The organism is Vibrio sp. VP6, from assembly GCF_028823755.1.
In the GTDB taxonomy this organism is placed as follows: Bacteria; Pseudomonadota; Gammaproteobacteria; order Enterobacterales; family Vibrionaceae; genus Vibrio; species Vibrio parahaemolyticus.
On record NZ_JAPEID010000010.1, the window covers coordinates 129,105 to 143,057 of the forward strand.

Here is a 13,953-nt window from a genome sequence, read left to right on the forward strand (position 1 = left end):
ATGGCGGGTTATCAACCTAAAAAGCGAAAAATGACGGCAGAGATCAACGTTGTCCCTTACATCGACGTAATGCTTGTGCTGTTGATCATTTTTATGGCGACCGCGCCCTTTGTTACCCAAGGTGTGGATGTCGAGCTGCCAAAAACGTCTACCGCTGAGTCGATGGAAAAAATAGCCGGGAACACCGATAGCAGCTTTATCATCATTGAAATTGATCGTGATGGGAACTTAGGTCTGAGTGTTAATGATGAAGAAGTGCAACGCGGTCTGTCTTTACAAGATGTGATTGTACGAGTCAAAGCTGAGCGAAGCATCAAGCCTGATTCGCCTGTTGCGGTCGGCGGTGATGCGGCAACGCCATACGCTGACGTTGTGATGCTACTGGATGAGTTAAGTCGAGCTGGTATCCCAAAAGTGGGTCTAATGACCGATATTAGGGAATAAACGTCAATATTCATGAAAGACAAAAAGAAACAATCGAAAGAGTACACTAAACCGATAGTCATATCGGTAGGTCTGCATGCTCTCTTGGTAGCAGCATTGCTCTGGGGTACTGATTTTGCGATGACCAAACCTGAGCCAACTGGACAGATGGTTCAGGCTGTCGTGATAGACCCTAAACTGGTACAACAACAAGCGAAAGAAATTCGTCAGCAGCGTGAAAAAGCGGCCAAAAAAGAGCAAGATCGTCTTGATAAATTAAGACGCGAGGCGGAGCAGCTTGAGAAAAACCGTAAGGCTGAAGAAGAACAAATTCGTAAGTTGAAAGAACAGCAAGCGAAAGATGCAAAAGCGGCCAGAGAAGCTGAAGCGGCTCGCAAGCAAAAAGAGCAGGAACGCAAAGCAGAAGAAGAACGTGTTCGCCAAGAAAAAGAGCGTACAGCTAAACTTGAGAAAGAGCGTAAAGCGAAAGAAGAAGCTGTACGTAAAGCAGAGCAGGAACGTTTAGCCAAAGAAGCGGCGATTGCTAAAGCGGAACAAGAGCGAGTAGCTCGCGAGAAGGCGGCAAAAGAGGCGGAAGAAAAGGCAAAACGTGAACGCGAGGCGGCTCAAAAAGCTGAACAAGAACGCATTGCGAAAGAAAAAGCGGCAAAAGAAGCTGCGGAAAAAGCGCGTAAAGAAAAAGAGCGCCTTAAGCGTTTAGAACGTGAGCGCAAAGAGCAAGAAGCTGCACTGGATGATATTTTTGCTGGCCTAGAAAGTGAAGCGAGTGCAAACCAACAGGCTCAGGGGAAATTTGTGGCTGATGAGGTTTCCCGCTACAGTTCAATCTATATTCAGCTCATTCAAAGCCGATTGCTAAAGGATGACTACCTATTGGGAAAGGAGTGTAGAGTTAACATTAAGCTGATTCCTACGGGAACTGACATGATTGTTTCGTCAGTTAACGTGCTTTCTGGTGACTCTAGAGTGTGTGGTGCTGCAAAGAGTGCAATTGCACAAGTACCAAGTTTCCCGATGTCAACCGATTCAACAGTTAACCAAAGGCTGAAGGATATTAACCTTACGGTCGCACTACAACAATAAGGGATAAGCCGTGATTAAACGTCTTTTACTAGGAATGTTTGTACTGCTAGGCAGTCTAACGAATGTAGCGCACGCTGCATTGGAGCTGGTCATTACTGATGGTATTGATTCGGCACGACCAATTGCTGTTGTTCCCTTTAAATGGGAGGGCAGTCAACCACTTCCTACCGACATTTCTGCTGTCATTGCGTCTGATCTACAGCGCAGTGGTAAGTTCAGCCCAGTACCAACTAATAAAATGCCACAAACGCCATTCAATGAATCAGAAGTTAACTTTGATTCGTGGACAAGCCTTGGTGTAGATGCGCTGTTAACTGGCTCTATCAAGCAAAATGAGCAAGGCGATTACGTTGTAAATTACCAGCTTGTTGATGTGGTACGCGGTCAGTTAACTGGTGGGCAGAGCAAAGCTCTAGGGAGTGACGGCGAGCTTGTTTTATCTAAAGACCATGTGTTGTTCAACAAAGTGGCTACGGTAAAAGGCCCTCGTATGCGTGAGTACGCTCACCGTATTTCCGACCTTGTGTATGAACAACTGACTGGTGAACGTGGCGCATTTATGACTCGTATTGCCTACGTGGTTGTAAACGACAAAGACCGTTTCCCGTACCAGCTTCGTGTTGCTGATTACGATGGTTACAATGAGCGATTAGTATTGCGTTCTAAGCAGCCTCTGATGTCTCCTGCATGGTCTCCAGATGGGCAGAAACTTGCGTATGTAAGCTTCCAAAATGGCCAAGCAGAAATTTTCATCATGAACATCTACACCGGTGAACGTGAAAAAATTACGTCATACCCTCGCCATAATGGTGCGCCAAGATTCTCTCCTGATGGTAACAAGTTAGCGCTTGTACTGTCTAAGACGGGCACTCTACAGGTGTACACTTTTGATCTGAAAACTCGCAAACTCACCCAAATTACGCGTAGCAGATCAAATAATACTGAACCGTTCTGGCACCCTGATGGCAAATCGCTGATTTTCACATCGGATAGGGGTGGTAAACCACAGATTTATCAAGTAAATTTGGGCAGCGGTTCTATCGATCGCTTGACTTGGCAAGGTAGCCAAAACTTGGGTGGTCAAATCACACCTGATGGCCGATTCCTAGTAATGGTGAATCGCAGTGATTCAGGTTTTAATTTGGCGAAACAAGATTTGGAAACTGGTGCTCTTCAAGTCTTAACTAAGACTCTATTAGACGAGTCTCCGAGTATTGCCCCTAACGGTGGCATGGTTGTGTATAGCTCGATTTACAACAAGAAAAACGTACTATCGATGGTGTCAATTGATGGTCGATTTAAAGCTAGATTACCGGCAACAAATGGGCGTGTGAGAGCGCCTGCGTGGTCACCGTTTTTGTAGTAATAAGTTTGATTAATAAAGGAAAATAAGATGCAACTGAACAAGGTTCTAAAAGGGCTACTAATCGCGCTTCCTGTAATGGCTATGACTGCGTGTAGTTCAAGCGACGACGCAGCTTCTAACACTGGCGCAGCAACTAACAACAATGCTGCAGCAGAAACAACAGTAGCGACGCCGATCGATCAAAGCGGTCAGCTAACTGAACAAGAGCTAAAAGAGCAAGCACTTCGCGAAACTCAAACAATTTACTTCGCGTTTGACAACTCTACAATTGCAGGTGATTACGAAGAGATGCTAGCAGCTCACGCTTCTTACCTAAGCAAGAACCCTGCTCTAAAAGTAACGATTGAAGGCCACGCTGATGAGCGCGGTACTCCTGAGTACAACATCGCTCTAGGCGAGCGTCGTGCTCAAGCAGTTGCTAACTACCTACAAGCGCTAGGTGTACAAGCAGATCAAATCTCAATCGTTAGCTACGGTGAAGAGAAGCCACTTCTTCTAGGTCAATCAGATGAAGTGTACGCTAAAAACCGTCGCGCGGTTCTAGTATACTAATTCGAGGAAATCCTCATGTTCAGTAACACTAAGCGCGCTGTTGCGCTTACGTTACTGGCAAGTGCAGCGAACTTCGCGTTCGCTGCACCAGCTCCAGTATCCGATCTCAACAGCACATCCTCAGCCTCTAAGAGCCGTTCATCTGAAACGGAAGTCGAGCGATTAGAGCGTCTACTACAAAATCGCAACCGTGTTCAGCTCCAAATGCAAGAGCAGATTGACCAAATGTCACAAGAGATCAGTGATTTGCGTGGTCAATTAGAGCGAAATAGCTATGAAATGCAGCAAATGTTGCAGCGTCAACGTGAGTTGTTTGTCGAGCTTGACCGTATTCGCGGTGAGATGAAGTCGGCACCGGTAAAAGAAACCAAACCAACAGAAACTAGTGGTAAATACACGCCAAATGTTGATGAGCAAACGGCATACCAAAATGCGGTTGACTTAATCCTTAAAAAGCGTGACTACACCGGCGCAATTGCTGCGTTCCAGCAGTTCCAGAAAGACTATCCTGATTCCACATACTCAGCGAATTCACACTATTGGTTAGGCCAATTGTACTTCGCTAAGAAACAGGATAAAGACGCGGTGAAAAGCTTTGCTGCGGTAGTGTCTTATAAAGACTCTAACAAACGAGCTGACGCCTTGCTTAAGTTAGGTGAAATCGCAGAGCGTAATAACAATGCCGCTCAAGCGAAAAAATACTACCAACAAGTTGTCGATGAATACCCAGGTAGTGCGTCGGCTAAACTGGCTGGCTCAAAGCTGAAATAAACACCATTCTAAAAAGGAAGCTTTAGCTTCCTTTTTCTTTTTAGATGCCTTCTGTTTTTTAAATTTTTTACAAAATTGCCGCACATAAGAAAATGCCACATGTAACAAAGATATACGTCTAGACCGCTAGAAATTCTAGTTACAGGTTGGTTTTTGAAAATTAACGAGGTTACAATACGCGGATTAAAGGAAGTTGCGTAGAGCAAGAGCAATGAGCCACATATTAGATAAAATCGACACTGTTTACCCATTCCCACCAAAACCAATTCCGTTAAGCGAAGAAGAAAAATCGTCTTATATCGCGAGCATCAAAGAGCTGCTAAAACAAAAAGACGCAGTACTGATCGCGCATTACTACACCGATCCTGAAATTCAAGCACTAGCGGAAGAAACAGGTGGTTTTGTTGGTGATTCACTAGAAATGGCTAAGTTTGGTAACCGCCACCAAGCAAGCACACTGATTATTGCAGGCGTACGTTTTATGGGTGAGTCGGCTAAAATTCTGACACCAGAAAAACGAATTCTAATGCCAACGCTGGAAGCGGAATGTTCACTTGATCTAGGTTGTCCGGCGGATAAATTCAGTGAATTCTGTGATGCACACCCAGATCATACGGTTGTTGTCTACGCAAACACTTCTGCGGCAGTGAAAGCTCGTGCTGACTGGGTGGTCACATCAAGCATCGCGCTTGAAATCGTGGAACATTTAGACGCTGAAGATAAGCCAATTATTTGGGGACCAGACCGTCATTTGGGCTCATACATTGCCAATAAAACGGGCGCAGATATGTTGCTTTGGCAAGGTGAGTGTGTAGTCCATGATGAATTTTCTGCTGATGCACTTCGTAAGATGAAGAGTGTTTACCCAGATGCTGCGATTCTTGTTCATCCAGAGTCACCAGCAAGTGTGGTGGAATTGGCTGATGCTGTCGGCTCTACAAGTCAGCTTATCAAGGCGGCGAAAGAACTCCCTCACCAACAAATGATCGTGGCAACGGATAAAGGCATCTTCTTTAAGATGCAACAACTGGTGCCAGAAAAAGAACTGATCGAAGCGCCTACGGCTGGTGCTGGCGCGACTTGTCGCAGCTGTGCACACTGTCCTTGGATGGCAATGAACGGCTTGAAAGCGATTGAAAAAGCGCTTAGTGAAGGCGGAGAAGAGCACGAAATCTTCGTAGATGAAGCGCTACGAGTGAAGTCTCTTATTCCACTGAACCGCATGCTAGACTTTGCCGAGCAGCTAAATATGCAAGTGAAAGGTAATGCGTAATCACTTCTATTTATTAAGATAAATCCCAAAAAACCAGCCGAATATGGCTGGTTTTTTTGTTTTTGATTATCAATGGTTTAATATTGATTGATTTTGTAAATGCAGGGATCGGATATTTATGGCTGTGTGGCTAGTAGTTAAAAAGTGGCTTAGTTCGCACCTATTTAAATTGAGCAACCGAAACCTTCTTGTTATTAGCATTTTGTACATCAGTTTATCGTGGGGGTTTTTGGCTCTTGCGGGTGAAAAAGCGCTAACGGACAACTTCTCCAACTTCATTTATTACCTCATGGTTACCGCTAGTACGGTGGGCTATGGAGATCACTCTCCGGTCACAGACTTAGGGAAGTGGGTTGTTGTGTTGTTTGTTATTCCCGGTGGCTTGAGTTTGTTTGCTGCGTTATTGGGGCGTGTAGCTGGTTCTGCAATCGATTATTGGCGAGCGGGTATTTTGGGTAAACGGAGAGTGAGAGTGGAAAATCATATCGTATTGCTTGGGTGGAACGGGTCGAGAACAATGCACTTGATTCGTATGTTGCAACACGAAGAAGAAGGCAAGCGCCCTATCGTGTTGTGTAGTCGCTCTGATATTGAAAACCCATTGCCGGGTGAAATTCATTTTATCAAAGTGACCAGTTATACCGACGCACAGGAAATGAAGAACGCCAACATTACTGATGCGAGTTGTATCATTGTTGATAATCTTTCGGATGACATTACGCTCTCCGCTGCGCTTTATTGTGCCTCTGAGAATCCTGACGCACACTTGCTGGCTTATTTTAAAGACGACGCCTTAGGTCGATTGCTCAGTCAGCATTGCCCTAAAGCAGAGTGCATTCCTGCCGTAGGAGCAGAAATGTTGGCGAAAGCGGCAGTAGACCCTGGCTCTAGTGCCTTGCACCAAGAATTACTGGCATCCACCCGTGGGATGACACAGTACTCAGTCATTTATCCTGAGAATCAACCTATCACCACCATTGAGAGCATCTTTGGCTTTATCAAAAAGCGTCACCACGCGACATTGATTGCGTTTGATATCGGCAACGGTATCCAACTCAACCCAGATTTAGATGCGGAAGTGCCACCGGGTACCAAGCTGTTTTACATTGCAGATGAACGTATTGATGATTTTGCATGGAAAGAAATGAACAAGGAACAATAATGCACATGATTGCCGGCCTGTTAGCAGGTTTTCCAAACTTTTTACTCTACTTCTCAGTATCCATTATTTTTGTTTTGGCGTTTAAGTTCATCTACGTCAAGCTTACGCCTTATGATGAATGGCATCTGATCAAGGAAAAGCAAAATACCGCAGCCGCAGTGGCGTTGAGTGGCGCTTTTCTGGGTTATTGTATTGCGATTTCGGGTGCGGCAAAAAACTCAGTCAACATTGTCGACTTTATGGTTTGGGGCGTTGTTGCCATGCTTGCGCAAATCATCGCATTTGCCATCGTGCGTTTCATTTTGCTGCCAAGAGTTACTGAGCGTATCGAAAAAGATGAGCTGCCTGCAGGCATTGTACTTGCGGCGGTTTCTATATCGGTCGGCATGTTGAATGCTGCTTGTATGACGTACTAGGAGGAACGATGAAGCGCAGTTCCAACGTTAAACGTTCTTCCATGGATAAAAGCTTAAAGCTTGGAAAAATCATACCGTTCGCGGCATTTGGCGGAATTTTCTTCCTTGCGACCCAAGAATCAAAGACTGAAGGCTACATTTTTTCTGACGCCGATGAATGTAAATCCAACTCGCCAGAGTTTAGTGAGCAGTGTGATATTGCTTACCAAGAGGCATTGGCTCGTGCTGAACGAAATGCTCCTCGTTATAACAATGAATTCGAATGTGAAAACGACTTTTACGAAGACGATTGTTACTACAGCTCAAGCTCTCGTGCTTATGTCCCTCATTTTGGCGGCTTTTTCTATAGTCGTTCAGTTAATGATTTGAAAGGTTACAACAAGAGTTATTATTCGGAACCGATGTACCGCTATAAGTCCAAATTTTATAACGGTGCAGGCCAGTTTTTTGGCTCCTATCGTAACCAGTCGACCAAAGTCGCGACCAGTAACTTAAACAAACGTGGGGGCGGAACCATTGGAAGAGCCATGTCTCGAGGTGGATTCGGGAAAGCGGTTTCGGTCAGTCGTGGCGGTTGATTATGTTTCGACGAGAGATACAAGAACGAGAAAACTGGCGTGAATTAGCACGCCAGTTTGGTTTTGGTTTTCATTCTATGTATGGGCAACCGTATTGGGATGAGAGTGCTTACTACCAATTTACGCTGGAGCAAATCGAGCACGACCTAGAATCTCCCACTGAAGAACTGCATCAGATGTGCTTGTCTATTGTGGATGAGGTGGTTCGCTGTGAGCAACTACTGACGAAATGTGCGATTCCTGAGTTGATGTGGGAACAGGTCGCGTCTTCGTGGCAACGAAAAGAGCCTTCACTCTATTCTCGTTTGGATTTTGCGTATAACGGAACATCACCAGCAAAGCTACTCGAAAACAATGCCGATACACCGACAAGTTTGTTTGAAACGGGTTTTTGGCAATGGGTGTGGCTGGAAGATGTAGTTAACAAAGGTCGAATTCATCAAGCTGCGGATCAATTCAATATTCTTCAAGACTTTCTAATTGAGCGTTTTGCGGAGATAGCCAAATATCAACCGGGACAAACTCTCCACTTTAGCTGTTGCAAGTACACAGAAGAAGATAAAGCGACTGTCCAGTATTTAGAAGATTGCGCGCGCGAGGCGGGGCTAGCGACAGCTTTTGTGCATGTCGAAGATATTGGTTTAACGGAAGACGGAAAATTTGTGGATGTGGACGAACGAGCCATTCGTTGGATGTTCAAACTTTATCCTTGGGAATTCATGTTTGAAGAGGAATACGCGAAATACTTAGCGACTGCAAATGTCAACTGGCTAGAACCCATGTGGAAATCGATTTTATCCAATAAAGCACTTTTGCCATTGTTGTGGGAACGCTTTCCAAATCATCCCAATCTTTTGCCTGCCTATTTTGCTAATGACCCAAAAGCGAGTTGTTTGAACGATTATGTCATCAAACCGTTATTCTCACGGGAGGGGGCGAATATTGAGATCGTCAAAGATGGAAGGAAACGCCGGGGCCTTATGAATCGAAGTTCAATATCGTTCAGAAATATCATCCGTTGCCTAAGTTTGGGCAGAACCATACGTTAATCGGTAGTTGGCTCGTCAATGATAGAGCGGCGGGTATTTCGATTCGTGAAGATAGTAGCCTAGTGACACAAGATATGGCGCGCTACATTCCACATGTGATTTTGACGTAATGAAAAAGCTCTCCATTCGGAGAGCTTTTTCATATCAGATGTTCAATTTCAATGATCAACGATTACGTTATTTTATTGCTCTTCAGCCAACGCAACACCGCGTTGAGTAAGACCACATAGCATCACAGGTACAGCATTGAAGATCTCTTCAAATTGCTCTAAGCCTTCCATGCCTTGCTCTGCAAGCGTTGCAATGGTGGTTTCTGGATCGTACAACATAGTAAGAGAGAGCAGCACACCACCCAATAGGGCACTGTCTTCGCTGTCTTCTGGCATTAACGTTTCCCAATCATCACGTGTCAGTTGCCAACCTTGAAGTACACCTTCACAGAAATCACGAGTGCTTGCTGAGACAATGTCTTGCTCATCGAGAGTACAACCTTCAGGCCATTGCCAAGAACCTTCTAGCAAAGCTGGTCGAGTTTGGTTCCACATTTGTACAATTTCATCAATGTACAGTTCTAGTTGTTCACCATCTGAGAAAGGTGCTGTCTCTTCGCCGCCCCATAAGAATGGCAGCCACTCCTGAGGGTTCAACACGTTTGGCGCTGATGCCATCGCGGTTACAAAGCCTTGAGTTTTCGCTAGGTTTAGTAGTTTTCCATCAAGTTCTGGAAGAGAAAGCATGTCTTGTAGTTTCAAAATAGAATACCATTTGTTAATGGGCTGATTGGTTGCGCTCATCTTACCAATCAATCAGTGATAAATCGATATTAGGGAATGATTCGTCTACAGATATGGAAATTCGTTCGTCACTTAGAAAAAAAAGCATTCTCGCTCTCACACTGTACCTGTGTTTTTTTATCGCTACGATAGGGTCGGTGGTGTACTTGGTGGTTGAGCCACCTGTCCGTGACAAACTAGAAAGAAATCTCGATTTACGTACCCAACTGCTTGCTTCCCAGATAAAAGAGCCGCTCATCACATCCACGGGCGTGCTGAATAGCTTAGTTGGGCTTGCGCAAAGCTCAAACCAAAGCGATTCCCTTAAATCGACCATTCCTCAGATTTTAAGATTAAGCGACGAGATCATCGTCAGTGGTGGATTGTGGCCCAAACCAGAACTCAAAGAAGAACGATGGCGGTTTACCAGTTTGTTCTTTAACAAGAACAGTGAGGGGAACATCGATCAGATTCATTCATACAACAATCCAGAATCTGGCGGTTATGACAATGAGCCGTGGTATCGCGCAGCCGCTGAACAATCGTCAGGCACGGTGAGTTGGTCTGCGGTGTATATTGATACTTTCACTCAAGTTCAAATGATTACCGCCTCTGCGCCGTATTATAGAAATGGAGAGTTTGCAGGCGTTGCGACGGTCGACCTTTCTTTGGAGGCCTTATTCCAGTTCATTCGTGAGCACACCAACCAATACTCTTTGGGTGTGGTCATTCGAGATGCTAACTCGAATGTCATCATCGAACACAACTTTCAAATCACCAAACAAATGTACATTAGTAAACTCGATTTTGGTGAATTTCATTGGAAGCTAGAAGTTGTCAATGCTAAGGCGAAAGTGGCAGATCAAGTGTTCGAGCAAGTCATGAGTGTTGAAGGCGGCATCATCCCATTCTTATTGCTATGCGTTCTCGTTGGGTACTATTTACTTAACCGATACATTGTCGAACCTATCGTACGAATCGCTACAAAAATTGATGATTCCAAAACTGGCGGGATCATTGATATCGATTACGGAAGTGAGGACGAAATCGGCCATCTCATTACCAAATTCAACGAGAAGACCATTTACCTCGAACAAGAGAGAGTAAAAGCCCAAGCGTCGACAAATGCCAAAACTGCTTTTCTTGCCACTTTGTCGCATGAAATCCGTACGCCGATGAATGGGGTACTCGGCACCGCTCAAATCCTGCTCAAAACGCCGTTAACGGACGAACAAAGAAAACACCTCAGTACATTATACGATTCTGGTGATCACATGATGACGCTACTGAACGAGATTCTTGATTACTCCAAGATAGAGCAGGGACATGTAGAGTTTTCGAACTCGCCATTCCCCATAGAATCGATCATTGGCAGTATAAAAAGCGTTTATCATACCTTGTGTGCAGAGAAAGGATTGCAGTTTAAGGTGACGTCGTTAGTTCCTGTGGGACGCTGGTATGACAACGACAAAGCGCGCCTTCGTCAAGTGTTGTTTAATTTACTCAATAACGCCGTGAAGTTTACTGATAGAGGCATTGTTGAAGTGACGCTGAGTGAGCAAACTCACTATGACAAAACGGTGTTGGTTATCGCGATAAAAGACACGGGAATAGGGATATCTAAAGAGGCGCAAAAACGTATATTCCGCCCATTTGAGCAAGCAGAATCATCAACCACAAGACGCTTCGGCGGGACTGGCCTTGGTCTTGCAATTGTCAAAGAGATCGCCGAGCACATGGGCGGTCATGTGACTGTGCAAAGCCAAGAAAATATCGGCACTACATTCACGGTTGAAGTTGAGATCTCTCCTTGCGAACCGGGGAAAGTGGAATCAGGACATAGGCACAAGCTCAATTGCAATGGTTTGAAGGCCTTGATAGTAGAGGACAATCGAACCAACGCCATCATTATGGAAACCTTCTTAAGAGCAAAGGGCTTTGAATGCTCAAGTGTTGAAAATGGACAGCTAGCCGTAAATAAAATAGCTGTAGAGCCGTTCGATTTAATATTGATGGACAACCATATGCCTGTCCTTGATGGAGTTGGGGCAATCTCAGCAATTCGCTCCATGAGCAGCGCTGCGAAGTCGGTACTGATATTTGGTTGTACTGCGGATGTGTTCAAAGAGACCCAAGAGCGCATGTTAGGCGTAGGCGCTGACCATATCATTGCTAAACCAATAGTGGAGTCCGAACTGGATGATGCTTTGTACCGACATGCCGATTTGCTGTATCAATATCAAACCAAGCAAAATCAACAAGCATTAGAAGTGTTGGGAACCGATTCTTTGCTGATTAGCTTTTATGTCGCTCTAGATAATGGCAATCTCGGAGACGCGCTTGATGCGCTGCTTGCTATAATGGATAGCCTTCAACCTAATACAGATGAGGTATTGTCGGAGGTAATCACTAGGATTAAACGCGATCTACTGCGTCAATCTCTACCCGATCAGGAAGATATAGACACATTAACTATGTTACTTGCTACGCCGTAATTTACAGATAAAAAAGCAGTCCATTTGTTTTCTTCGCCGCTCTTTTGGCTCTTCCTGAACTTCAGCGTATTTTTACCATATCGGTAGTGCTTTGTGCCGTCATTTATACTCTAAGTTTTTACATCTAGGTAGCATAAGCGTTTGCAATTGGTGTAATAAAACCAAATTTTGTTCCAATTCTATACCATCTACTCATTTTCAACCCTCTTAAAAGTAAGTCATTTCCATATTTTTGTGCCTTTTTTACCCGTAAAATCCTGTTTTTTCGCTAAAACGGTGAAAAAAACTACTTTTGTTTCTAAAGTTGGTTATTAATTTACAACTTCATTTTAAATATGGAGCCATAATCTACAAATGTTGTGATTTAATAGTGTCATTAACTGGTAATTAAGTTGTGTGGCAGTTAATCATATTTAGTTCTTTATTAATTGCAGTGTTTGATTTTAGGGGTTGTAAATGAAGTCTCGTGGACCATTTTGTATTCGTCATGCCGCAGCGGATACTTTTGCTATGGTTGTTTTTTGCTTTATTACAGGGATGATTATCGAGATTTTGATTTCAGGAATGACGTTTGAGCAGTCTCTGGCATCACGCACGTTGTCTATACCAGTAAATATCGCGATTGCTTGGCCTTATGGCATGTTCCGTGATTGGGTTTTGCGCCAAGGTAACAAACTTTCACCTTCCTCTTTCATGAAAAATGTGTCTGATCTTGTATCGTATGTGCTTTTCCAATCACCTGTGTACGCCGGCATTCTTTTAGCCGTTGGTGCATCGTATGATCAAATTGTTACGGCAGTTGCGAGCAACGCTGTGGTTTCTTGTGGAATGGGCGTGTTATACGGCTACTTTTTGGATATGTGCCGTCGTTGGTTCCGCGTTCCGGGTTATCATCAAGGCGTTTGATTGACACTGTTTTGTTCAATTTAGTTACTTAGTGAGCAAACGAGTGTAAAAGAAGGCTTTTTTTACGGTTTAGCCTTGACCATGAGGCTCATAATCATTAAATTAGCGCCTCGTTAGCCAAGAATGCTAACCACAATTTGATTCGGTGAGTTGTCCGAGTGGCTGAAGGAGCACGCCTGGAAAGTGTGTATACGGCAACGTATCGAGAGTTCGAATCTCTCACTCACCGCCACATTCTATAAGCCCTTGTAGTGTAAGAACTTCTTATAATACAAGGGTTTGGTGTTTTAATGTAAGCTGCCTACTGGTACAAAGAGTAGGTACAATGTCGAACATCATGGCAAGTCCTTATAAGCATCCTCAAACTGGTGTTTACTACTTTAGAATGGCTGTCCCAAAAAAGCTGGTTCCTATAATCGGTAAGACAGTCTTCAAGAAATCTCTTCAAACTAAAAATCTTTCTGAAGCTAAACCACGATTTACTGAGTGTCTATCCGATGCACAGAAGCAGATCGCCGTTGCTCAGTTAAAACTATCTAATTCATCCAATGTCGTACTCAATGTTAGAGACTGTGCCATCATCGCAGAGCGTTGGTATGAACACGTAAAGAATGAAGTTGATACCTCTGGTAACTACGATCTTTTCCTAAAAAGGGATGTAGATGCGGAAGGTTCAGTCCATGAATTTGGCTTGTCTGATACTTTGTCTTTATATGGTAGTGAGGTTGATACTGCTACCCCTGAACAGCTTCAAGAGCTAGCAGATGAACTAAAAGAGTTTATTGTTGCTCAACTAGATAGAGAAGGTTTAGTTGTCTCTTCTCACAGTGAGTCTTTCCGTCAATTAGCAGTAGCTTTCTATCACTACATTCATCGCATCGAAGCGCTGTGTAGAGCACGTTACAACCGTGACTATGGCTACGAAGCAATATCTAATCCTATCGCAGACAAACCTCTATCAGTTAACCCTTCAGCTAATAAACGTCAGCCTAAACGCCAAAAGGCATCTCAATACTCCATATCTAATGTGTTTAAGAGGTATCACTGTAGTGGCATAGTGAATTTGGCCACCTGATTAGAGGTGT

General features: G+C 44.2%; 13 protein-coding genes, 1 tRNA gene and 1 pseudogene. 14 read left to right on the forward strand and 1 reads right to left on the reverse strand.

Annotation, left to right across the window (positions count from 1 at the left end):
• From OU793_RS09145 to OU793_RS09190, 10 genes and pseudogenes are all read left to right on the forward strand, one after another.
• Entirely contained in the window at nucleotides 1-444 is a 444-nt protein-coding gene (locus tag OU793_RS09145; protein ID WP_005459813.1) for an ExbD/TolR family protein, read from the forward strand.
• Between the two features lie 12 nt (nucleotides 445-456).
• Nucleotides 457-1,527 carry a cell envelope integrity protein TolA gene (gene tolA, locus OU793_RS09150; RefSeq protein ID WP_140103913.1) on the forward strand — a complete coding sequence of 357 codons (1,071 nt, stop codon included), beginning with the start codon at nucleotides 457-459 and terminating at the stop codon, nucleotides 1,525-1,527.
• Between the two features lie 10 nt (nucleotides 1,528-1,537).
• Nucleotides 1,538-2,890, forward strand: coding sequence for a Tol-Pal system beta propeller repeat protein TolB (gene tolB / locus OU793_RS09155; protein WP_005459807.1), 1,353 nt, complete (start codon nucleotides 1,538-1,540; stop codon nucleotides 2,888-2,890).
• Between the two features lie 30 nt (nucleotides 2,891-2,920).
• Entirely contained in the window at nucleotides 2,921-3,445 is a 525-nt protein-coding gene (gene pal / locus OU793_RS09160; protein ID WP_005459802.1) for a peptidoglycan-associated lipoprotein Pal, read from the forward strand.
• Nucleotides 3,446-3,460: 15 nt separating this feature from the next.
• A complete protein-coding gene (ybgF, locus tag OU793_RS09165) occupies nucleotides 3,461-4,216 on the forward strand; it encodes a tol-pal system protein YbgF (RefSeq protein ID WP_005495819.1) in 756 nt (251 codons plus the stop codon).
• A gap of 211 nt (nucleotides 4,217-4,427) precedes the next feature.
• A complete protein-coding gene (nadA, locus tag OU793_RS09170; protein ID WP_015296494.1) occupies nucleotides 4,428-5,489 on the forward strand; it encodes a quinolinate synthase NadA in 1,062 nt (353 codons plus the stop codon).
• 118 nt (nucleotides 5,490-5,607) lie between these two features.
• Nucleotides 5,608-6,651, forward strand: coding sequence for an ion channel (locus tag OU793_RS09175; protein ID WP_140103912.1), 1,044 nt, complete (start codon nucleotides 5,608-5,610; stop codon nucleotides 6,649-6,651).
• The gene (locus tag OU793_RS09180) at nucleotides 6,651-7,067 is read left to right on the forward strand and encodes a DUF350 domain-containing protein (protein WP_005459831.1); all 417 of its coding nucleotides are present in this window, start codon (nucleotides 6,651-6,653) and stop codon (nucleotides 7,065-7,067) included. Before OU793_RS09175 ends, OU793_RS09180 begins: the two co-directional genes overlap by 1 nt.
• A gap of 8 nt (nucleotides 7,068-7,075) precedes the next feature.
• On the forward strand, nucleotides 7,076-7,645 hold the full coding sequence (locus OU793_RS09185; protein ID WP_005483629.1) for a DUF1190 domain-containing protein: 570 nt from the start codon (nucleotides 7,076-7,078) through the stop codon (nucleotides 7,643-7,645).
• A 2-nt stretch (nucleotides 7,646-7,647) separates the two neighbouring features.
• A pseudogene (locus OU793_RS09190) lies at nucleotides 7,648-8,804 on the forward strand (glutathionylspermidine synthase family protein).
• A gap of 72 nt (nucleotides 8,805-8,876) precedes the next feature.
• Here the strand turns inward: OU793_RS09190 and OU793_RS09195 are convergent.
• Nucleotides 8,877-9,488, reverse strand: coding sequence for a YecA family protein (locus OU793_RS09195; RefSeq protein WP_005495811.1), 612 nt, complete (start codon nucleotides 9,486-9,488; stop codon nucleotides 8,877-8,879).
• Between the two features lie 53 nt (nucleotides 9,489-9,541).
• Between OU793_RS09195 and OU793_RS09200 the strand changes: the two genes are divergently transcribed.
• The 4 genes from OU793_RS09200 (at nucleotide 9,542) to OU793_RS09215 (ending at nucleotide 13,943) form a co-directional block, all read left to right on the forward strand.
• Complete coding sequence (locus OU793_RS09200; protein WP_140103910.1) at nucleotides 9,542-11,962, forward strand: hybrid sensor histidine kinase/response regulator; 2,421 nt, start codon at nucleotides 9,542-9,544, stop codon at nucleotides 11,960-11,962.
• Nucleotides 11,963-12,418: 456 nt separating this feature from the next.
• Nucleotides 12,419-12,868 (forward strand): L-alanine exporter AlaE, encoded by a 450-nt coding sequence (locus OU793_RS09205; protein WP_005459815.1) that lies wholly within the window; start codon nucleotides 12,419-12,421, stop codon nucleotides 12,866-12,868.
• A 144-nt stretch (nucleotides 12,869-13,012) separates the two neighbouring features.
• Nucleotides 13,013-13,100 (forward strand) — tRNA-Ser (locus OU793_RS09210).
• 93 nt (nucleotides 13,101-13,193) lie between these two features.
• The gene (locus OU793_RS09215) at nucleotides 13,194-13,943 is read left to right on the forward strand and encodes a DUF6538 domain-containing protein (protein ID WP_025796160.1); all 750 of its coding nucleotides are present in this window, start codon (nucleotides 13,194-13,196) and stop codon (nucleotides 13,941-13,943) included.
• The last annotated feature ends 10 nt before the right edge of the window (nucleotides 13,944-13,953 follow it).

Bases quoted from the DNA above. Each gene is read 5' to 3' on its own strand.
- OU793_RS09145 (WP_005459813.1), top strand. From the start codon at position 1: ATGGCGGGTTATCAACCTAAAAAGCGAAAAATGACGGCAGAGATCAAC.
- tolA (WP_140103913.1), top strand. From the start codon at position 457: ATGAAAGACAAAAAGAAACAATCGAAAGAGTACACTAAACCGATAGTC.
- pal (WP_005459802.1), top strand. From the start codon at position 2,921: ATGCAACTGAACAAGGTTCTAAAAGGGCTACTAATCGCGCTTCCTGTA.
- ybgF (WP_005495819.1), top strand. From the start codon at position 3,461: ATGTTCAGTAACACTAAGCGCGCTGTTGCGCTTACGTTACTGGCAAGT.
- nadA (WP_015296494.1), top strand. From the start codon at position 4,428: ATGAGCCACATATTAGATAAAATCGACACTGTTTACCCATTCCCACCA.
- OU793_RS09175 (WP_140103912.1), top strand. From the start codon at position 5,608: ATGGCTGTGTGGCTAGTAGTTAAAAAGTGGCTTAGTTCGCACCTATTT.
- OU793_RS09180 (WP_005459831.1), top strand. From the start codon at position 6,651: ATGCACATGATTGCCGGCCTGTTAGCAGGTTTTCCAAACTTTTTACTC.
- OU793_RS09185 (WP_005483629.1), top strand. From the start codon at position 7,076: ATGAAGCGCAGTTCCAACGTTAAACGTTCTTCCATGGATAAAAGCTTA.
- OU793_RS09195 (WP_005495811.1), bottom strand. From the start codon at position 9,488: ATGAGCGCAACCAATCAGCCCATTAACAAATGGTATTCTATTTTGAAA.
- OU793_RS09200 (WP_140103910.1), top strand. From the start codon at position 9,542: ATGGAAATTCGTTCGTCACTTAGAAAAAAAAGCATTCTCGCTCTCACA.
- OU793_RS09205 (WP_005459815.1), top strand. From the start codon at position 12,419: ATGAAGTCTCGTGGACCATTTTGTATTCGTCATGCCGCAGCGGATACT.
- OU793_RS09215 (WP_025796160.1), top strand. From the start codon at position 13,194: ATGTCGAACATCATGGCAAGTCCTTATAAGCATCCTCAAACTGGTGTT.